The 20,688-nt window shown below is 35.7% G+C and carries 15 protein-coding genes, 1 pseudogene and 1 CRISPR repeat array; of the genes and pseudogenes, 14 read left to right on the forward strand and 2 right to left on the reverse strand.

Translation table 11 applies throughout. The annotated features are described in order from the left end of the window. Nucleotides 1-62: 62 nt before the first annotated feature. From ASE01S_RS14070 to cas2, 14 genes and pseudogenes are all read left to right on the forward strand, one after another. Nucleotides 63-1,130: a hypothetical protein gene (locus tag ASE01S_RS14070; protein WP_067843751.1), complete on the forward strand. Its 1,068-nt coding sequence runs from the start codon at nucleotides 63-65 to the stop codon at nucleotides 1,128-1,130. A gap of 14 nt (nucleotides 1,131-1,144) precedes the next feature. Continuing rightward, nucleotides 1,145-2,338 (forward strand): hypothetical protein, encoded by a 1,194-nt coding sequence (locus tag ASE01S_RS14075; RefSeq protein WP_067843754.1) that lies wholly within the window; start codon nucleotides 1,145-1,147, stop codon nucleotides 2,336-2,338. A gap of 30 nt (nucleotides 2,339-2,368) precedes the next feature. Further along, nucleotides 2,369-3,238, forward strand: a complete 870-nt coding sequence (locus ASE01S_RS14080; RefSeq protein ID WP_067843757.1) for an ABC transporter ATP-binding protein — start codon at nucleotides 2,369-2,371, stop codon at nucleotides 3,236-3,238. Further along, the gene (locus tag ASE01S_RS14085; RefSeq protein ID WP_067843759.1) at nucleotides 3,232-4,470 is read left to right on the forward strand and encodes a hypothetical protein; all 1,239 of its coding nucleotides are present in this window, start codon (nucleotides 3,232-3,234) and stop codon (nucleotides 4,468-4,470) included. Before ASE01S_RS14080 ends, ASE01S_RS14085 begins: the two co-directional genes overlap by 7 nt. A gap of 10 nt (nucleotides 4,471-4,480) precedes the next feature. Continuing rightward, nucleotides 4,481-6,502: a DUF5050 domain-containing protein gene (locus tag ASE01S_RS14090; protein WP_067843761.1), complete on the forward strand. Its 2,022-nt coding sequence runs from the start codon at nucleotides 4,481-4,483 to the stop codon at nucleotides 6,500-6,502. Between the two features lie 240 nt (nucleotides 6,503-6,742). Beyond that, nucleotides 6,743-6,961 (forward strand): annotated as a pseudogene (locus ASE01S_RS15620) (tyrosine-type recombinase/integrase); the annotation flags it as partial. Between the two features lie 27 nt (nucleotides 6,962-6,988). Next, on the forward strand, nucleotides 6,989-7,540 hold the full coding sequence (locus ASE01S_RS14095; protein ID WP_067843764.1) for a flavodoxin family protein: 552 nt from the start codon (nucleotides 6,989-6,991) through the stop codon (nucleotides 7,538-7,540). Between the two features lie 375 nt (nucleotides 7,541-7,915). After that, nucleotides 7,916-10,330: a CRISPR-associated helicase/endonuclease Cas3 gene (locus ASE01S_RS14100; protein ID WP_067843767.1), complete on the forward strand. Its 2,415-nt coding sequence runs from the start codon at nucleotides 7,916-7,918 to the stop codon at nucleotides 10,328-10,330. Nucleotides 10,331-10,739: 409 nt separating this feature from the next. Continuing rightward, nucleotides 10,740-11,462 (forward strand): type I-C CRISPR-associated protein Cas5c, encoded by a 723-nt coding sequence (gene cas5c / locus ASE01S_RS14105; protein WP_067843768.1) that lies wholly within the window; start codon nucleotides 10,740-10,742, stop codon nucleotides 11,460-11,462. 1 nt (nucleotide 11,463) lies between these two features. After that, entirely contained in the window at nucleotides 11,464-13,350 is a 1,887-nt protein-coding gene (cas8c, locus tag ASE01S_RS14110) for a type I-C CRISPR-associated protein Cas8c/Csd1 (RefSeq protein WP_067843770.1), read from the forward strand. Then, complete coding sequence (cas7c, locus tag ASE01S_RS14115; RefSeq protein WP_067843773.1) at nucleotides 13,347-14,204, forward strand: type I-C CRISPR-associated protein Cas7/Csd2; 858 nt, start codon at nucleotides 13,347-13,349, stop codon at nucleotides 14,202-14,204. The genes cas8c and cas7c overlap by 4 nt, the downstream gene beginning before the upstream one ends. Next, complete coding sequence (gene cas4 / locus ASE01S_RS14120) at nucleotides 14,194-14,853, forward strand: CRISPR-associated protein Cas4 (RefSeq protein ID WP_067843778.1); 660 nt, start codon at nucleotides 14,194-14,196, stop codon at nucleotides 14,851-14,853. Before cas7c ends, cas4 begins: the two co-directional genes overlap by 11 nt. Continuing rightward, complete coding sequence (cas1c, locus tag ASE01S_RS14125; RefSeq protein WP_067843779.1) at nucleotides 14,850-15,881, forward strand: type I-C CRISPR-associated endonuclease Cas1c; 1,032 nt, start codon at nucleotides 14,850-14,852, stop codon at nucleotides 15,879-15,881. Before cas4 ends, cas1c begins: the two co-directional genes overlap by 4 nt. 7 nt (nucleotides 15,882-15,888) lie before the next feature. Continuing rightward, on the forward strand, nucleotides 15,889-16,179 hold the full coding sequence (cas2, locus tag ASE01S_RS14130) for a CRISPR-associated endonuclease Cas2 (protein ID WP_067843780.1): 291 nt from the start codon (nucleotides 15,889-15,891) through the stop codon (nucleotides 16,177-16,179). 171 nt (nucleotides 16,180-16,350) lie between these two features. Beyond that, a CRISPR array of direct repeats spans nucleotides 16,351-18,370; the repeat unit is 32 nt; unit sequence GTCGCACTCTATATGAGTGCGTGGATTGAAAT. Nucleotides 18,371-18,499: 129 nt separating this feature from the next. Here the strand turns inward: cas2 and ASE01S_RS14135 are convergent. Together ASE01S_RS14135 and ASE01S_RS14140 are read right to left on the reverse strand one after the other, a co-directional pair. After that, complete coding sequence (locus ASE01S_RS14135; RefSeq protein ID WP_067843785.1) at nucleotides 18,500-19,417, reverse strand: aldo/keto reductase; 918 nt, start codon at nucleotides 19,415-19,417, stop codon at nucleotides 18,500-18,502. A 92-nt stretch (nucleotides 19,418-19,509) separates the two neighbouring features. After that, nucleotides 19,510-20,667 (reverse strand): PstS family phosphate ABC transporter substrate-binding protein, encoded by a 1,158-nt coding sequence (locus ASE01S_RS14140; protein ID WP_067843788.1) that lies wholly within the window; start codon nucleotides 20,665-20,667, stop codon nucleotides 19,510-19,512. Nucleotides 20,668-20,688: the final 21 nt, after the last annotated feature.

Here is a 20,688-nt window from a genome sequence, read left to right on the forward strand (position 1 = left end):
GAGTAAGTAATGCTACTATCGTGGAAAGTCAATAAACAAAAACATGAAAGGAGAAATATATTTTGTACAAAAGATTACTCTTCAAATATGGATTTTCATTCATTGTATTGCTTCTTATTATCGCGGGGTGCTCCAAAGATGATGTGGAGGAAGAAAAAGAACAAGTAGCAATTAATGAAAATAATGACAATCCATTTGAAATAGATGAAGAAGATACAGTCATTATGGGCTCTATAGGACATAGTTTCGTCAATATAGAAGTAGATGATAATGATGAAGTAATACCTTTAACCTATGATGGAGATGAACTAGTATTAGATTACTCTGTTCAAGCAGAAGGAAAAGCAACCAATATTGGTTTCTTAGTATATGTAGACGGCATTGCACAACCATATAAACTTAATACGACGGAGTCAGATTATCAATACATGCATATTTTTGATTTAGAAGAAGAGGGTGTTGATACACCGTTTCAATTTATCTTTACACCGATTACTGGAAAAGAAGGAGAAACGGTTAATGTAACGATTACCAGCATATACAACCCTTCATTTATTCCAGATATGAAGGAAACAACCTCTTATGGTGGTTATCATCATCCTTTGTCTGTAATACGTCCAATAGAATTTCATGAGAACCCTGAATCTCTAAATATGAATGATCTTCCAACACATAAGGTTTTAAACGACATTAGTATATCAACTGAACCTGTAACGGATGATTTTCTAGAAAAGTTAGGTGGTGGAGTAACCACAATTGATTCAGAAATGTTAGATACTAATGTATTTAACTTCGTCGAGATAGAAGATAAACCAGACAATGAAACAAACTTTCAAATAACTGATCAAGGTAACTTACATATGAAGTTAAAAATTCTTGGTCATCCAGGTGTAGCATATCAAAACACTTTTTATTTGAATCATCAAGCTCTCTCTGATCAAGAAGGAAATACTTCATTTGAAACAAAATTGACTAAAGGTGACGTGTCTGTTATTGATGTGGAAATTGATATAGATACATTAGATGATTTTAGTACCTTTTATGTTGTATCAACACCAGTGAATCCAGAAGACTTTTATGAGAATGTCCTTACGCCTTTAAAAACACCATCCGTATTATTATATAAATGATTGGAGTATTTACCATGAAATCAAGATTTACTATTTCTATATTTATTCTGCTTATACTTTTCATAGTAGGATGTACAGCCCCAGAAACAGGAGAAGAACAAGAAGAAAAAAAAGATACGCCCATAGTAGATACTTCCGTAGATACAGAAGGAAATACGGATTCTTCCTCTCCTTCTAAATCTACGGAGAATATTTCGAGTTTGGAGCAAGTACAAGGAGATATACGTCATGTGCATTATGCTGGAAAAGGAAAAGTTTTAATATCGGCAGAAAGGTTATATTTATATGATTTAGACACAGAAAACATACTAACAGAAGTTTCACAAGAATCAAAGGAGAATGAGCGGGTTTGGATCATTGATAATGGCTACGTGGTTATTCAAGAAATGGAAGATGATAGTGTTAGTATGATAGAATGGGAGCCTGATTATCAAGGTGTTTTCTATAATGAGGATCTACAACAAGAGTTTGATTTTGACTTCAATCAATTGCTAGAGGAAGACGATTTTTTAATGTCATTAAAACAAATTTCCTTTAATCATGATGGAACGAACATGGCCTATGCAACCGACTCTGGTTTATATCTATATGATTTTGAATTGGAAAAAAAGACAAAAGTGCTTGATTTAGCATCTGATAATTTGGCGGCTCGTTCCAATTTAGCGGCATTGGAACAGATTGGTTTTATTAACGATGGAACACAGATAGCTTTCAAAGCACAGACACTACCATCACAACTTGATCAACCCTCTTATGATACTTGTGGAATCGTTAATATAGATGGCTCTAATCTGTCTAATCATACATTTGATAATTATACTTGTAAAGATTTGATTGCTTACAATGATTGGATATTATTAGCAGAGGATGTCACGAATGCTACTGGTAGATTGATGGTAATGGAACAGAAGACGGAAAAAACAACCATCCATACACTAACAGATAAAGATGAAAGTGGTATAATTGCAGGCTCTGATGAAGGAGCATACTTTGCGACATTTCGTTCATCAAATCAAGATTATATCATCCGTATCTATGATACAAAGACTGGAGAACTAATAGAAGAACTACAAAATTCCGTTGATGAAGAAGCACTTCTTAATCAACAGCCTATTCTAAAGGTAGTAGATGATACAAGAACGATTATTCTTTTATTAGGATCTAAACAAGAAGATATAGAAACAAAAATAATCGTTAATCATTTTTAAATAAATTACTTTTCAAAGGAGTATCCGCTAGTGAAAGTATCATTTGAAGGAATTTCTAAAAAATACAAGGGAAAATGGGCACTAAAGGATTTCTCTTCCAATTTAGAATATGGTATTTATGGTCTATTGGGTGAAAATGGAGCTGGTAAAACCACATTAATTAATATATTTGTTGGTATTTTAAAGAGTGATCAAGGAAGGGTATTAATCAATGGTCGTGATGTTGAAAAAATTGGCATTGATTTTTTATCTCATATCGGTTATTTGCCGCAATACCCTCAATTTTACAAAGAGTTTACAGTCCTTGAATTTTTAAAATATATGTCCGTACTAAAAGGTATTCCAAAAGAACAGGGAGAAAAAAGAGCAAAAGAATTATTGTCAATGGTCAATTTAAGTGAAGCTAAGGATATGAAAGTTGGTGCATTATCGGGAGGAATGCGACAACGTGTTGGTATCGCTCAAGCAATGTTAAATGATCCCGATATTTTAATTTTAGATGAACCTACTGCTGGACTTGACCCTCAAGAAAGAATTCGATTTCGAAACTTAATTACGAAGTTTTCACAAAATAGAATTGTTTTGTTAGCGACACATATTGTATCAGATATTGAACATGTAGCTAATCAGGTTATTTTACTGAAAAATGGAGAACTTCTTAAGCAAGGAGCTCCTCAGAAACTTACGGATGAAATAAAGGGAAAAGTCTGGTCTATCACAGTAACAGACGATTCTTTAGAGGAAATGCTTCATCTTAAAATTAGTAGTATGATGCGAGATGACCAAGGTATACATTTAAGAGTGATTGCAGACGAGAAACCTGCTGACCATGCTGTTCATGTAAAGCCAAATTTAGAAGATGTATTCTTGTATTATTCTAGTGAGGGTGAGAAATGGTGAGATTGTTCTTTTTTGAATTCCGAAAACACTTCATGAAAAAGTCCTTAGTTATCGCGATCATATGCTTCAGTCTATTAAATATTGCGAAAATATATAGTGAATATCATGAGAAATCTCTATTATCTTCATCAGCTAATCCAGAATGGCAAGAACTTTATTGGAATGAAATCTATGAACAGTTTAAAGGGGTTATGACAGATAAAAAGATTGAAACATTAATGTCTATCTACAAACCATTAGAGCAACAAACAGCAGATAAAACCGCTAGCACAGAAACTAATAACCCTAATACATATACAGGGAATTTGTACAATGATCATTTATTTTTTAAGTGGAATTTTGTTGACCCGATGGAATACGCTTATATGTACAAGCAATATGCAAATGATGTTGTAAAAACTGCTAACGAAAACGTATCTTTTTTTGAATCGTTAGGAAATGATTATGAATATAAAAAAAATAAGATCATATTGAATCGATTTCAAGGAAGAAGTATTGATTCGTTTTCTTATACTGAAATGTTTCAATACTATATTCATTATGATTTTTCCGCCTTTCTTGTCATATTAATATGTTTATATGCTTTAATGAGTGTGTTTGTAACGGAAAAGGAAACAGAAATGAATGTACTTCTATTGACGACTAAAGCAGGTGGACAAAAAACTATTTTTGCCAAGTTATTTTCTGCCTCCGTCTTTGTTATTGCTATCTCCTTTTGGTTTGGGCTAATTGATTTTATTGCATTTGCTAGTTTTTTTGGCTCTTTAGAAGCATTATTTTCACCGATTTATGCTATTGAAAATTTTGCCAATACAGCCCTTGATATTAACTTAGGAGAATATGCACTATTATCATTAGTAGTAAAGACAATAGGATTTTTAATTGTTTCTTATCTATTTTTATTCATTTCATTATTCTTTAAAAACGCTTTACTTCCATTTATTATCAATATGTTTTTTATGTTCGGATTTATTTATTTTCAAGAAGCATACATGGGTTCCGAACAAATAATATTTAAAGTTATTAATCCATTTTCTTTAGTTGTTCATCGTGATTTATTTGGTGGTACGGAGTTTGTGAATTTATTTGGATTTCCTATCCTTAGTTATACGGCAGCTATCTTGTTGGGGGTAATATGGGGCGGAATTTTTCTATTAGCGATCTTCATATTTCAAAGAAAAAATACTATATATCGAATCGGGGTGAAGAAACGTGTCGATAAGGTGGTATGAGATTAAAAAAATGTTTTTTTATCAAAAAGGATGGCTTTGGGTAAGTTTATATTTTATTTTTAGTTTCGCCTTTCTTTTCTTTTTTGATTCTCCGAAAAATCCAGAATTAGAAAAGAATAATTCTTCTTATCAATATTATTTAGATTTAGTAAATGGTTCACATACAGATGAAACCGAACAACTATTTAGAAATGAAGCTAATAGAATTTCTGAAGCACAGGTAGAACTGACAAAAATCTATGATGATTATTATGATGGGCATATTTCAGAGAAAGAACTACAGGATTCAATTCCTGCCTTAGAAAAGATAATAGAGAATGAACGAGGTTTTCAAGTTATTTTCGATCAATATAAGTATGTCCGTGAAAACCCCGATAACAGATACTATTTGGCTACAAATGGTTGGGATGGTTTGCTATCTACAGAACAGTTAGACTTTGGTTTGCTGTTATTGTTATTATTGCTAGTAACTCCTGTATTTTGTGCAGAATTTTCAAGTGACATGCGTTCTCTTCATTTGACATTACGTAAAGGAACAAGAGAGCATGCTATTTCTAAAATGTTACTCGTGTTCTTCGTTGTTATTATCATTTCTATTTTATCAATAATGTTGAGATATGGATTTTATGATATAAAATATGGTTTAGATCATGGGAACTACCCTCTTCAAAGTTTGTCTTATTTTGGAGCATCTCTAAAAGAAATTTCATTATCTTCTACATTTTTATGGTCTACCATTTTAAAAATATTTGGCAATTTGATTTTTGCGATGTTAATTATGTTATTTTCTGTATTGACAAAGAAATATGCTTTAACGTTATTTTCTTCAACCATTATCATTTTGCTTCCGTACTATCTATTTACTTTGGACTCTTCCAAGTACTTTTTACCAGGCCCGCTTGGGTTTATGCTTTCTACAGGGTATTTCAGAGGAAGTGAATATGAACGTAATCCTTTTACTGATCAAATAGACTTGATATATGAAGGGGTTCCGGTGATGACTTTGGTGATCTTACTAATTATTAGTTTGTGTATAGGAATTGGCGCATGGATAGTTATACTCTATTATCATACGAATGCATGGTATGCAAGGAAAAGACGTCATAAGCTAAAATCACTTAGCATAACGCTGCTTCTTTGCATGATTGCAGTTACCCTTGTAGGTTGCGACTTTTCTAATAAGGTAGATAATGAACATGATATTTTTAACTCTATTTCTAGACAAACTTTTGAAAATGATTCCTACCGTTTTTATATAGATGAATCGGATGTAGAGAATATTCGACCTGTATTTGAAGATAAAGAAACAGGAGAAATAAACAATCTTATGAGAAGCCCTTTCTCATCCTTAACGAGTATAGAAAATTATATATATGGTAATGGCTCCTTAGTCTATTATCTGAAAATGGATTATGATAAGTCAGGTTTTTATAAGGAAACCAATCGACTCTCGCTTATTGAAGTGGATACCACAACTTTTGATGAAAAAATAATCTATGAAAAGAATGCAAATATGACTAAGGATACTTTTTTAGGTCTACATACGACAGATGACATTGATTTCCTTGGTATCACTTCTTTTTTTGTGGATAAAAAGCATATTTATTTTGTGGTTGATGATAATCAAATAAGACGAATTAATCGACTAACTGGAAAAACAGATACGATTATTCAAACTTCTGTATTTAACAATATAGCTTATAACGGCAGATATATTTATTACCCGAATGAAGCTTACCAAATCATCAAGTATGATATTCAAACAGAAAAAGAAATGACGATTCCTGACATTATTACAACACAATTTTTCCTTACTGACAGCGAATTACTCTATATCAACCGTCAGGATAACTATAGTATTTATGCCATGAATTTAAGTGATTCTAACATTCGGAAAATCACGAATAAACCAGCATGGAGTATTACCAGTGATGATGATTATATTTATTACAATAGTAAAATAGACAATGAACTGTATCGAATTGATCGAGATGGACAAAATGAAATGCTATTAAATGAGGATAATGAATAAACTGAATCAGAAAATAATTAGTATACTTACTGACTTTGTTTATAGAAGGTGAGAAACTGTACTCGGACTAGGTAAGAAGAATTTATCAATTCAGATCAGATAAGACGAAGACAATTTGAAAAAGTGATAGATAAATTAGACGCTATCTAGCGCCGTCAAAGAGTCTTGTATATGTTATAATTATTTTAAGTCGTATCAAGTCTCTTTCCATAAGGAAAGGAGCAACTGTCATGTCAGCAAAAAGACGATTGTCTAAGGAAAAATCCATTTGACTTTGAATTGAATACTGTTATTGATGATGACACCATACCAAAAGAAGCATTGAATGAACAGTTATTTGATTTTGTAAAGTCTGATAAGACTTACAACAAGTATCATGATGAAATCCTTTTAAAAACAGGGCTTCGTATTTCGGAGTTTTGCGGTTTAACATTTAAGGATTTAAATTTTAAAAGAAAAAACAGATGTTCATGAAAGGATGGTATGATGTCAATAGCTGTGATTTATGGTGGTTCACGTCAGAAGGGAAATACAGAACAATTAACAGAACAGGTAATCAAAGGTTTACAAGTCGAAAGGATATATTTGCGGGATTATCAGATTCTTCCCATCGAAGATCAGCGTCATTCTGAAAAGGGCTTTCAAGATCTAAGAGATGATTATAAAAGCGTGATTGAACGTGTCATGGCGCATGATGTTCTTATCTTTGCCACCCCAATTTATTGGTATACAATGTCTGGCCTTATGAAAAATTTTGTTGACCGTTGGACACAAACATTGAGAGACCCTGAATTTCCCTATTTTCGTAAGGAAATGGGAACTAAGAAAACATACTTAGTTGCAGTTGGTGGGGACGAACCCCATATAAAAGGTTTACCGCTTGTTCTCTCGTTTCAATATATAATGGGCTTTTTCGGTGGGGCATTAGATGGTTATATTTTAGGTAAAGGAAGTAAACCGGGGGACATTTTAAATGACAATACCGCTTTGACTGCAGCTGAGCAATTATGCAAGAAATTAAGCCAGAATGGAATATAGTTGGGAAATAGGAAAAAGGTGTTATCCATCAGGATGGCACCTTTTTAGAATAAAAAAACGATTATCTAGAACTCTTAAATAGTATAGCTCCGTCATTAACTCTATTCTTTAACCATATAGAGGACCAAGTGTTTTTTTAGGGACGACTTCTATCAGTTAACTGGCATCATATTTTTGAACAGAGGAGAGTGGCAGTCATCTAACATTAAGGAACGTTACATCAATTTTTCTTTATATTATCAGTTTATTAACCCGAAATCTAGATTAATAGAGTAACAGAAAGTTAATGGGTTATTTTGTCTAATTATTAGTGATTTTATACTTGAGTCATGGTAGAATAACCATATATAAGTCTAAAGATGGGGGATGATGGATATGTATATGGCCCATGTAAGAAAAGTAGATAGAGAAAAACAGACTTTAAAAGAACATTTGCTTGGTACTCAGAAAATAGCAGAATGTTTAGGATCGAAGCTAGGTTTAAAACATGTAGCTGGTTTAGCAGGACTTTTACACGATTTAGGTAAATACAGTGATAGATTTCAATTATATATCTATCAAGCTATTTGGGAGCCAAATAATGCTGAATTCAAACGTGGCGATGTCGATCATGCGACCGCTGGCGGTAGACTACTCTTTGAACTATACCACTCCGAGGACAATACTCCTTATGAAAAGTTGCTTGCTGAAATTGTTGGCAACGCGATCATTTCACACCATGCAAATCTCCATGATTACATATCTCCTAAAAGTGAATCTGATTTTTTGAAGCGTATAAAAGAAAAAAGTCTCCCTGAATACGAATTAGCTGTTGAGCGTTTTTTTACGGATACGATAACAGACAAAGATTTTAGACAATACGTAGTCAGAGCAGTAGAAGAATTGAAACAGTTTACTGATCATAGTCCCACACAAAGCTTTTTTGTTACTAAATACATCTTTAGTTGTTTAATTGATGCGGATCGCACCAATACTAGGCATTTTGATGAACAGGCACATGCAGAAAGTCCTCTTCAGTATCAATTATTGTTCGAGAAATACTACCAAAAATTACTTAACCATCTTATGGAATTAAAAGTTAAGAGTAATGCCTGTGAGCCCATCAATCTTTTACGAACTAAAATGTCAGAGCAGTGTGACTCATTTGCAGAGAGACCATCTGGTATTTATACATTATCTATACCAACTGGGGGAGGCAAGACATTAGCCAGTCTTAGATATGCGCTCAAGCATGCTCAAAAGTATGATAAGCACAGAATTATCTATATTGTTCCCTTTACAACCATCATAGAACAAAATGCTCAAGAGATTAGAAATATCCTGGATGAAGATGAATACATATTAGAGCATCATTCAAATGTCATAATGGAAGATGAAGGTGATCGTTCCAATGGTGATGAACAAGATGATGGTTTAATCACAAAAAAGGAAAGGCTTAAACTTGCTCGCGACAACTGGGATAGTCCAATCATTTTTACAACCCTTGTTCAATTTCTCAATATTTTCTACGCTAAAGGAAACCGAAATACAAGGCGTTTACACAATTTGACTCATTCTGTATTAATTTTTGATGAAGTACAGCAGGTACCAACTAAGTGTGTTTCACTTTTTAATGAAGCGCTTAATTTTTTGAAAACATTTGCTAATAGTAGTGTCCTTCTGTGTACGGCTACACAGCCTACATTAGAAAAAGTAAACCATAGTCTCTTAAAAAATCGTGATGGAGAAATTGTGGAAAACCTTAATGAAGTAACACAAGCTTTTAAACGGGTTGAAATTGTTGATAAAAGTGAAAAGGCATTGGGAACTAAGGATTTAGCCAAATGGATTAAAGAAAATATAGAGATATGGGGTAATGTTCTCATTATTTTAAACACAAAATCTGTCGTTAAGAATTTGTATAAAGAACTAAAGGAAGAGAGTGTTCCAGTCTTTCACTTGAGTACCTCCATGGCTGCTGCTCACCGGAAAGATCAACTTAAGAAAATTAGGGGAAATCTTGAAAGAAAAACTCCATTTATTTGTGTGACCACTCAATTAATTGAAGCGGGGGTTGATGTCAGCTTCAAATGTGTCATTCGATCTCTTACTGGTCTTGGTTCGATTGCACAGGCTGCAGGTCGTTGCAATCGACATGGAGAAGAAGCGCTACAGCATGTATATGTGATCGATCATAAAGAAGAAAGGTTGTCCAAGCTGAAGGAAATTGAAATAGGTAAAGGTATTTCTAAAAACATTTTTGCTAGTTTTAAAAAGAAGCCTGATAAATATGGCGGGGAGTTAATTTCTCAAGCGGCTATGCGTAAATATTTCCTTGCTTATTATCATAAGATGGATGTCGATTTGAATTATTATGTTCGAGAAGTAGAGAAAGATATGACAAAGCTATTGATGAGTATGCATAAAGAAAATAGCTATGTGCTTCATTATCAAAAGAAAAACAATAAGGTGTTCCCACTATTGTTAAATAGCAGCTGTAAAACGGCAACAGATTATTTTCGGGTAATCGATGATGGGACAACAACAGTCCTTGTTCCTTATGGAGCAGGTAAGGATATTATTGCTGAATTAAATAGTGATGAATGGATCGACGATATATCGAAGACATTAAAGCAGGCACAACAATATACGGTCAATCTTTATCCACAACAGATGAGGGAGTTAATCAAAGCGGGTGCAATCATTGTGCACTTAGATGGGATGGTTTATGAACTCAAGGAAGGCTGGTATAGCGATGAGTATGGAGTTGATGATCAAGGAGAAGGTGGGATGGAATTTATGTCATTTTAGTAGAAAAACCTATCTAAAATTAATTATAGACAGGTTTCCAACTTTTTAATTAGATATTTCAATCCGCGCTCTATAAGCGATGAACTAACTATATCATATTTTTTAATTAATGTCACATAGATAATCCGATATATAAAAGTTCATCTACTTAAATAATTGAAGGGTTTACAAATTAATTACCCTGTGTTAAATTACCATTATATTATTTATTTTTTGAAAAGGGAGGATAAGTAATGAAAATTAAGGAAAATACAACATGTGTGTCTAACAAACAGGAGGAATTATCTCTTGACATCTTAAAAAATATTGTTGAGATTCTCAAATCCATTCATGTTAGATAAGGATTAGCTCCTTAGATTACAGGTCTAAGGAGCCCTGTTTACTAAATAAAGGAGGTGAATCCAAATTCATGACAAGCAAATACAAAAATGAAATTCAATTTGAACTATTCGGTGACTACGCATTGTTCACTGATCCACTAACTAAAATTGGTGGGGAGAAGTTATCGTATAGTGTACCAACTTATCAGGCCCTAAAAGGGATTGTTGAGAGTATTTATTGGAAGCCGACGATTGTCTATTTTATTGATGAGCTACGTGTTATGAAACCGATCCAAATGGAATCTAAAGGTGTACGTCCAATTGAGTACGGAGGAGGAAATACCCTCGCCCATTATACGTATTTAAAGGATGTCCATTATCAGGTAAGAGCCCACTTTGAATTTAATGATAACCGCCCTGATCTAGCATTTGATCGAATTGACGGGAAACATTACAGCATACTCCAACGCTCATTAAAAGCTGGTGGACGTAGAGATATTTTTCTTGGTACAAGAGAATGCCAAGGCTATGTTGCACCGTGTGAGTTTGGTAGTGGAGAAGGTTTCTATGATGGGCAGGAGGAGTACCAGTTAGGAACGATGATTCACGGTTTTAACTATCCTGATGAAACGGGGTTCAATCAGCTTGATGTTCGGTTGTGGCGAGCAGTGATGAACAATGGTTATATTAAGTTTCCAAAGCCGGAAGAATGCACGATCATTCGTCCTATTAAAGAAATGGAGCCAAAAAAATTTAGTCCAAATCAAGTCCAATCCGTTGAGCAGTTACTTCTAGATTTAGGAGGTGAATAAAGTGAGTTGGCTACTTCAACTATACAAAACCTATGATGTCAATTTAGATCAGGTTGGCAAGACGGTGAAAAAAGGAGAAGACCGAGAATATACGCTATTACCCATTTCTCATACAACTCAAAATGCTCATGTAGAAGTCACACTTGATGAAGATGGTGACTTGCTTAGGGCAGAAGTATTGAATAAAGAAAGTACGGTCATTCCTTGTACAGAAGAAGCTGCTAGCCGTTCAGGTTCTAAAGTCGCACCCTACCCCCTTCACGATAAACTGAGTTATGTGGCTGGTGATTTTGTTAAATACGGAGGGAAAATCAAAAATGAAAATGATGTACCTTTCGATGCCTACATCAAAAAGTTAGGTGAATGGGCTAATTCTCCATATGCAACAGAGAAGGTTAAATGTATTTACACATATTTAAATAGGGGTCGACTTATTGAAGACTTAGTTAATGCGCAGGTACTGGTAGTTGACGAGCACCAACACTTAATTGAAAAGTGGGACAAAAAATATGAAGATCAATTTGGTGAAAAACCTACTATTTTTTCAAGCGGTGCTACCGATCAATTTAGTGTCTTTGTTAGATTTAATGTAGATCTGCCTGAGTCACTAGATGATGTTTGGAAAGATAAAGAAATGTATGAGTCATTTATTAATTTTTATCATGGTAAATTAGGACAAGATGATATTTGTTATGTTATGGGAGACAGGAGACCGAGCACTGAACGCCACGCCAATAAAATTCGTCATGCAGCTGATAAGGCTAAACTCATCTCTGCTAATGACAATACAGGCTTTACCTTTCGTGGCCGATTCAAAACAAGTGGAGAAGCAGTCGGCATTAGCTATGAGGTCTCACAAAAGGCTCATAATGCTTTGAAATGGCTTATCCACCGCCAAGGAAAAACGATTGATAATCGGGTATTTTTAGTATGGAGTCATGACCATAAAAGCATGGTTCCAAACCCAGATGACGATGCGGTAGACTTCATGAGACATTCTAATCGTGGATTTGAACGAGATCCGGAGACAGGTCATTTGTTCGCTGCTGAAGTAAAAAAAGCAATCACCGGCTATCAACATGACTTGATGTATCAACCGGAGGTCAATATTCTTGTACTTGACTCTGCTACAACTGGAAGAATGGCTGTTCTCTATTATAGAAATATCAATAAAGAGCTTTATTTAAATCGTTTAGTAGAGTGGCATAATTCTTGTGCTTGGGAGCATCGGTATCGAAGGGAAGAAAAGGAATTAGTTGTTTTTTACGGTGCACCAGCAACGAAGGATATTGCATTTGCAGCTTATGGACCTAAGGCAAGTGAGAAAGTTATAAAAGGGTTAATGGAGCGATTACTGCCATGTATTGTAGATAAACGTCAAGTTCCACGGGATATTGTTAGAAGTGCATTTCACCGTGCTTCGAACCCAGTTTCTATGGAACGATGGGAGTGGGAAAAAACATTAAGTATTGCCTGTGCGCTAATCAGGAAAATGCTGAATGAAAAAAAGGAGGAATGGAACGTGCCACTTGATAATACGATCACGGATCGCAGCTATCTATTTGGACGTTTATTGGCTGTTGCTGATGTATTAGAACGAGGTGCCCTCGGTAAGGATGAGCCAAGAGCTACCAATGCGATTAGGTATATGAATTCTTTTGCTAAAAACCCTAGTCGTACTTGGAAAACAATTCAAGAGAGTTTACAACCATATCAGGCTAAGCTTGGAACAAAAGCGACACGATTATCGAGATTAATTGATGAAATTAGTGACCAATTTGATGTTAGTGATTTTAATAATACACCATTAACGGAAAAATATTTACTTGGTTTTTATAGTCAACGTCGTGAACTTTATAAGAAAAAAGAGGAGGTAACAATCTCATGACTATACTTGATCACAAAATTGATTTTGCTGTTGTTCTATCTGTTTCAAAGGCAAATCCTAATGGGGACCCCCTTAATGGCAATCGCCCAAGACAAAACTATGATGGACATGGAGAGATTTCAGATGTAGCCATTAAGCGGAAAATTCGTAATCGCTTGCAGGATATGGGAGAGTCTATTTTTGTTCAATCGGATGATCGAAAGATAGATTCATATAAAAGCTTACGAGAACGGGCAGATGCTCACCCCGAGTTAGCGAAAATGTTAAAAAGCAAAAATGCTTCTGTAGATGAATTTGCTACTATTGCTAGTCAAGAGTGGATTGATGTTCGGAGTTTTGGACAAGTATTTGCGTTCAAGGGATCTAACTTATCTGTTGGTGTACGTGGCCCTGTATCGATCCATACGGCAACAAGTATTGATCCGATCGATATAGTTAGCACTCAAATTACTAAAAGTGTTAATTCGGTTACGAATGATAAACGGAGTTCAGATACAATGGGGATGAAACATCGTGTTGACTTTGGTGTCTATGTCTTTAAAGGCAGCATTAATACACAGCTTGCTGAAAAAACGGGTTTTACAAATGCGGATGCCGAGAAAATTAAACAAGCTCTTATTACGCTTTTTGAAAATGATAGCTCTTCAGCCCGTCCAGATGGTAGTATGGAAGTCCATAAAGTATACTGGTGGGAACATGCTTCAAAACTTGGTCAGTACTCTTCAGCTAAGGTACATCGTTCCTTAAAGATTGAATCGAAAACGGATTCACCGAAGACTTTTGATGAGGCAAACTATGCCGTAGAACTGAACAATTTAGAGGGGCTTTCCGTTGAGGTAATTAATGGCCAGTAAAGAAGTAGAAGACTACTTAATGTTATCGGGCCTGCAGCATTTTCAATTTTGTAAACGGCAGTGGGCCCTGATTCACATTGAACAACAGTGGGAAGAAAATGTTAGAACTATAGAAGGGCAGCATTTGCATAAAAAAGCTGATCAGCCATTTATTAAAGAAAAACGGGGCAACAAACTTACTGTTCGAGCTATGCCGATTCAATCACATGAACTTCAAATTAATGGGGTCTGTGATGTCGTAGAATTTGTTGAGTCTCCAACTGGAATTGAGTTATCAGGTATCGACGGAACTTATCAGGTATTCCCGGTGGAATATAAGCGAGGTAAGCCAAAGAAGGGTGATGAGGATGTTAGTCAATTAGTCGCCCAAGCCATGTGTTTAGAAGAAATGCTTGTATGTAACATCGATAAAGGATATCTATTTTACAATGAGATTAAGCATCGTGTGGAGGTGACTATTACTGATGCTTTAAAAGATAAAGTCAAAGAAATGGCGAAGGAAATGCATCAGTATTATGACAAACGTTACACTCCAAAAGTTAAGACTGGTCCATTTTGTCAAAATTGTTCTTTACAGCATATTTGTCTACCGAAGCTTATGCATAAACGTTCTGTAAAAAGTTATATTGAGGGGAGGCTGAGCGAGTGAAAAAGCTATTAAATACTTTATTTGTAACTCAGCCAGATATTTATTTGTCCCTTGATGGTGATAATGTTGTTTTGCTAAAAGAGAATGAAAAACTCGGTAGACTCCCTCTTCATAATTTGGAGGCAATTGTTAGCTTTGGTTATACAGGAGCCAGTCCTGCTTTAATGGGTTATTGTGCTGAACGAAGTATTTCTATTGCTTTTTTAACTAAAAGTGGTCGCTTTCTGGCAAGAGTTGTTGGAGAAAGCCGGGGCAATGTCATTTTAAGAAAGACTCAGTATCGAATATCTGAAAATGAAGAAGAGTCAACAAAAATTGCTCGGAATTTTATTGTGGGTAAAATTTACAATAACAAGTGGATACTTGAACGTATAGCCAGAGAACATTCCCTTCGAGTAGATGTTGAACAATTTAAAGCTGTATCGAAATTTCTTTCGGTCATTTTACAGGAGGTTCGTAACTGTGATAATTTAGAAAGCTTACGTGGTTGGGAAGGTCAAGCAGCGATAAACTATAATAAATTGTTTGACCAGATGATTCTTCAGCAGAAGGATAGCTTTACTTTTCAAGGGAGATCAAGAAGACCTCCTAAAGATAATGTAAATGCTATGTTGTCATTTGCTTATACCCTATTAGCAAATGATGTCTCAGCAGCCCTTGAAACAGTTGGGCTAGATGCCTATGTAGGTTTTATGCATCAAGACCGCCCTGGTCGAGCTTCCCTTGCACTAGATTTGATGGAAGAATTAAGGGGGATTTATGCTGATCGATTTGTATTATCTCTCATTAATCGTAGAGAAATGACTGCAGATGGCTTCTACAAAAAGGAAAATGGAGCAGTTCTTATGACAGATGAAGCGCGCCAATTATTTTTAAGAGCGTGGCAAAAGAAAAAGCAAGAAAAGATCACTCATCCATATCTTGGAGAGAAAATCTCGTGGGGACTTGTGCCTTATGCTCAGGCTTTATTACTAGCACGATTTTTACGTGGCGATTTAGATGAGTATCCGCCATTTTTGTGGAAGTAGGTGAAATATGCTTGTTTTAATTACGTATGATGTCCAAACATCTAGTCTAGGAGGAGCTAAAAGACTAAGAAAAGTCGCCAAAGTGTGCCAAAACTATGGTCAACGCGTTCAAAATTCTGTTTTTGAATGTATTGTAGATTCAGCTCAACTAACAGCGTTAAAATTAGAACTTACTACTCTAATAGACGAAGAGAAAGATAGTTTACGTATTTATCGACTAGGTAAGAACTATAAAAATAAAGTGGACCACATTGGTGCGAAACCTTCATTAGATTTGGAGGAACCCCTAATTTTTTAATGGTGCGAACCCCAAGCGCACATAAAATCCCTAGGGGACCCGCACCAAAAAAATACTCAAACTAATACTAATTTGAATATTTTAGCTCAATATTAGTGTCTATTTTTTGAAAAATAAACGAAAAACTTCTATTTAACTGAACTTTTTTCTATAAATTAGGAGTTTTTCGCTGTCGCACTCTATATGAGTGCGTGGATTGAAATACACATGTCACTCCTTAGAAATATTGTGATACATCTGTCGCACTCTATATGAGTGCGTGGATTGAAATAAGGTAGCGTTTGTTTTGTTGATTTAATATGTCGTCGCACTCTATATGAGTGCGTGGATTGAAATTAGGCTTTATTTTTTCGTTATACTCTAAGTCCATGTCGCACTCTATATGAGTGCGTGGATTGAAATGGTCTCCTTTTTTGTTGCAAGATAATGTTGTGCGGAGTCGCACTCTATATGAGTGCGTGGATTGAAATATCAGAGAAACAGAGGTGCAACACACACTTTATAACGTCGCACTCTATATGAGTGCGTGGATTGAAATCAACCTTCGTAAGTTTTGCTAATAGACAACGAAACGTCGCACTCTATATGAGTGCGTGGATTGAAATATTAGATCACTCCTTCAAATTTAAAGTCGTTGATGTCGCACTCTATATGAGTGCGTGGATTGAAATGATACGTTAAACCAGTTTCCAAAGGTACTTCAAGTCGCACTCTATATGAGTGCGTGGATTGAAATAGTTAAAAAGTGATCGCAAGAAGAAAAGCATTAGGTCGCACTCTATATGAGTGCGTGGATTGAAATCCAAATGAATTGTATTGCCCTTTTGGCGCTTTAAGTCGCACTCTATATGAGTGCGTGGATTGAAATAATACCTAATGCTTTGCTTAAGGCATCTGTAGCTGTCGCACTCTATATGAGTGCGTGGATTGAAATACTTGGGATTTCCCCCGTCTTAGCATCTTGCAATAGTCGCACTCTATATGAGTGCGTGGATTGAAATTTTGCTTGCTCTACATCAATATCTAAGTTCCCAAGTCGCACTCTATATGAGTGCGTGGATTGAAATTGGCTTCCCGCATACTTATGTTGCTTGTCTCAGGTCGCACTCTATATGAGTGCGTGGATTGAAATCCATGTACTATCTCCAGTTACTTGTGTTTGTTGAGTCGCACTCTATATGAGTGCGTGGATTGAAATTTGTCTTTTCTTTTCCCATCCATCTGGAAGCTTGAGTCGCACTCTATATGAGTGCGTGGATTGAAATGTTAAATTCATCAAACGTTATATGACCTGATTTTAAGTCGCACTCTATATGAGTGCGTGGATTGAAATTTCATTCGCTCGTTTGGTGAAGTTTCTTGTTGCGTCGCACTCTATATGAGTGCGTGGATTGAAATAATCGCTCTGTACCTACTTTTCAACAAATAGGAAGTCGCACTCTATATGAGTGCGTGGATTGAAATAATCATGCCGAATTGATGGAAGGTTTTAAGAGCCGTCGCACTCTATATGAGTGCGTGGATTGAAATCTCAATCAACGGTATCAAGATGGGAGAATGGAACGTCGCACTCTATATGAGTGCGTGGATTGAAATAATCATCCCCCCACCTTAATAAAATTAAGTATGAGTCGCACTCTATATGAGTGCGTGGATTGAAATAAAAATGCTTTAAGCCAATCGTGTATATATAACGGTCGCACTCTATATGAGTGCGTGGATTGAAATAACTCTAAATTGACGGTAGTTTGGTAGTCGTCGTAGTCGCACTCTATATGAGTGCGTGGATTGAAATCACTCCATAACCTTCGATGTAAATCTCAACTAAAGTCGCACTCTATATGAGTGCGTGGATTGAAATCTCCAATAACTCTGGTCTTACCCTGTATAGCCCGTCGCACTCTATATGAGTGCGTGGATTGAAATTTTGATGTAATTTTCTACTGCAATAGCAACTAGTGTCGCACTCTATATGAGTGCGTGGATTGAAATTAAAATAAAGCCAATAGGATACTGATCTTTAAATGTCGCACTCTATATGAGTGCGTGGATTGAAATTCCGTATTGGTTGGACACATCAGCACAAAAACCAAGTCGCACTCTATATGAGTGCGTGGATTGAAATTCCTTTCAAATGTTATTTTTATAATCAAAAACAAGTCGCACTCTATATGAGTGCGTGGATTGAAATAACGCCATCAGAAGTAAAGCGCTAGATTGTGTGGTCGCACTCTATATGAGTCCCAAGGGTTTTAATAAACCCTCTAACTAAAAAAAGCTTGGAGTAGGATAGTCCGTACTTCAAGCTAATGATGAATAACTATGGTAATTTGTTTCCAGCAGCTAGATAAAGTTCATACCATTCTTGACGGGTTAGTTCAATTTCTGAGGCTTTTGCAATATCAGTTAATCGATCTGGATTCATGGTACCAACAATTGGTTGCATCTGTGCTGGGTGTCTTAGTAGCCAAGCAATGGCAATGGCTGAGTCTGTGACGCCTTTTCGTTCGGCTAGTTCTTGCAGTTTTTCATTAATTTCAGGGAAGTCACTGTTGCCAACAAATACACCCTTCATCATACCATACTGAAATGGTGACCATGGTTGAATGGTTATATTGTTTAAACGGCAGTAATCAAGGATACTATTATCATGGTCGATTGCTTGCTCGTGTTTCATGTTTACATTCAAGCCAGCGTCAATCATAGGGGTATGCATTAAGCTCAGCTGGAGTTGATTAATAATTAAATCTTCCTTGACATATTTCTTTAATAGCTCAATTTGCATCGGGTTTTGGTTGCTAACTCCAAAATGTCTGACTTTACCCGACTCTTTTAACTTAGAAAATGCTTCAGCTACCTCTTCAGGTTCTACTAAGGCATCTGGTCTATGTAAAAGTAGAATATCCAAGTAGTCTGTTTTTAGCCGTTTTAAAATACCGTCAACGGAGTCTAAAATGTGTGCCTTTGAAAAATCAAAGAATCCTTTACGAATACCACATTTAGATTGCAGAATCATTTTTTCGCGAATTGTTGAATCCATTCCAATCGCATCTGCAAAAATCTCTTCTGATTTCCCACCACCATAAATGTCTGCATGATCAAAGAAATTAATACCTAGTGATAGAGCATTCTCAATAACATGCTTTGCATCTGATGTAGTTAGATGGCTCATTCGCATACAGCCTAATGCAATTTGACTCACTTCTAAAGCGGAATTTCCTAGCGTAATCGTCTTCACAAAATCACCTCATTTTCTAGTATGTGTACATATTGTACCACGCATGTAGAATAAAGCGAATAAAACGCTTCCAATCGAAATACTCTAGATCATTAATTGAGTGGCACATATCCGGTTTTCTCGATTAAGAGTTGACCTTCTTCCGATAGAATCCAGTCTAGAAATTCATTAATAATGGGATTGTCTTGATCTGTTGTCACCGCATAAAAATAACTACTTAACGGATACTGCCCATTGGCAATCGTTTCTTTCGACGGGTATACACCATTAATTTTTAAAAATTTAACTGAATCATTCTCGACAAGGTCCATAGCAAAATAACGGAACGAATAGCCAATTGCTCTGCGATAGTTACGATAGCTTGCTGTTTCTGATATAATTCCTCCCATGCCATCAACTTGATCCTCGGTGGGAGCTTCTATAAGCTTTTTTTCTCCCATTAAATTTTCTAAGGCAGTTTGGCTACCGCTATCTTTAGGACGTTGAAAGGCACGGATTGAACTTTTCTCTCCACCTAGTTCAGACCAAGAGGTGATTTCACCATTGTAGATGGCTTGGATCTGTTCTACTGTTAATGAATCAACTGGATTTTTGTGATGGACAAAGAAAACAAACGCTTCTTTACCAATCGGTGTTAAATTTAAGGTTACTCCCTGCTGTTCAGCATCTACTAATTGTCTTTCGGATGGACCAGCAACAAAAATAATGTCAGCTTGTCCACTAATCAATTTATCATAGGCATTTGGGGTAGTACTAAGCGTAATCGCACTCTCATCCATATCATAATGCCCCTCAGGATATACCGCTTGGGCAAAGGCGGCATATAAAGGATAAAGCGCTGTGGCACCATCTAGTCGCGGCAAATTATCAGTTAGTTGGAAACTAGCGTTTTGATCAAGAGATGCTACCCGTCCGTCGTTGTCAAATGGTTGATAAAGTGACATGTCAGGCTCCTGCGTTTCTAATGTAGGTAACCGATCAAGATATTGATTGTATCCGAACATGCCTACAAGTAGAATAAACCAAATCACGAGCCCAATACGTTCAAGTAATCGAGTTAGCTTAGTATTTAGGATAGTAAAAAATCTATTAATGATAAAGAGAAATAAAGCGATAGCAGTTCCAATTATAAAAGGGATATAAAATGGATAAACACCGTAAATAAGACTTGCTATAATCACTACAAAACTAATAAAATACAAAGCCAATCCAATCAAAATAAGGCTTATCACCTTTTTTATCCAATTCATCTCGTTACCTTCCTTTTTAGC

This window comes from Amphibacillus sediminis NBRC 103570 (assembly GCF_001552275.1).
GTDB lineage: Bacteria > Bacillota > Bacilli > Bacillales > Amphibacillaceae > Amphibacillus_B > Amphibacillus_B sediminis.

What these genes read in the sequence shown, in the direction of transcription:
- ASE01S_RS14095 (WP_067843764.1), top strand. Translation starts at nt 6,989, where the DNA reads ATGTCAATAGCTGTGATTTATGGTGGTTCACGTCAGAAGGGAAATACA.
- ASE01S_RS14085 (WP_067843759.1), top strand. Translation starts at nt 3,232, where the DNA reads ATGGTGAGATTGTTCTTTTTTGAATTCCGAAAACACTTCATGAAAAAG.
- ASE01S_RS14090 (WP_067843761.1), top strand. Translation starts at nt 4,481, where the DNA reads ATGTTTTTTTATCAAAAAGGATGGCTTTGGGTAAGTTTATATTTTATT.
- cas7c (WP_067843773.1), top strand. Translation starts at nt 13,347, where the DNA reads ATGACTATACTTGATCACAAAATTGATTTTGCTGTTGTTCTATCTGTT.
- cas5c (WP_067843768.1), top strand. Translation starts at nt 10,740, where the DNA reads ATGACAAGCAAATACAAAAATGAAATTCAATTTGAACTATTCGGTGAC.
- ASE01S_RS14100 (WP_067843767.1), top strand. Translation starts at nt 7,916, where the DNA reads ATGTATATGGCCCATGTAAGAAAAGTAGATAGAGAAAAACAGACTTTA.
- cas4 (WP_067843778.1), top strand. Translation starts at nt 14,194, where the DNA reads ATGGCCAGTAAAGAAGTAGAAGACTACTTAATGTTATCGGGCCTGCAG.
- cas2 (WP_067843780.1), top strand. Translation starts at nt 15,889, where the DNA reads ATGCTTGTTTTAATTACGTATGATGTCCAAACATCTAGTCTAGGAGGA.
- ASE01S_RS14075 (WP_067843754.1), top strand. Translation starts at nt 1,145, where the DNA reads ATGAAATCAAGATTTACTATTTCTATATTTATTCTGCTTATACTTTTC.
- ASE01S_RS14140 (WP_067843788.1), bottom strand. Translation starts at nt 20,667, where the DNA reads ATGAATTGGATAAAAAAGGTGATAAGCCTTATTTTGATTGGATTGGCT.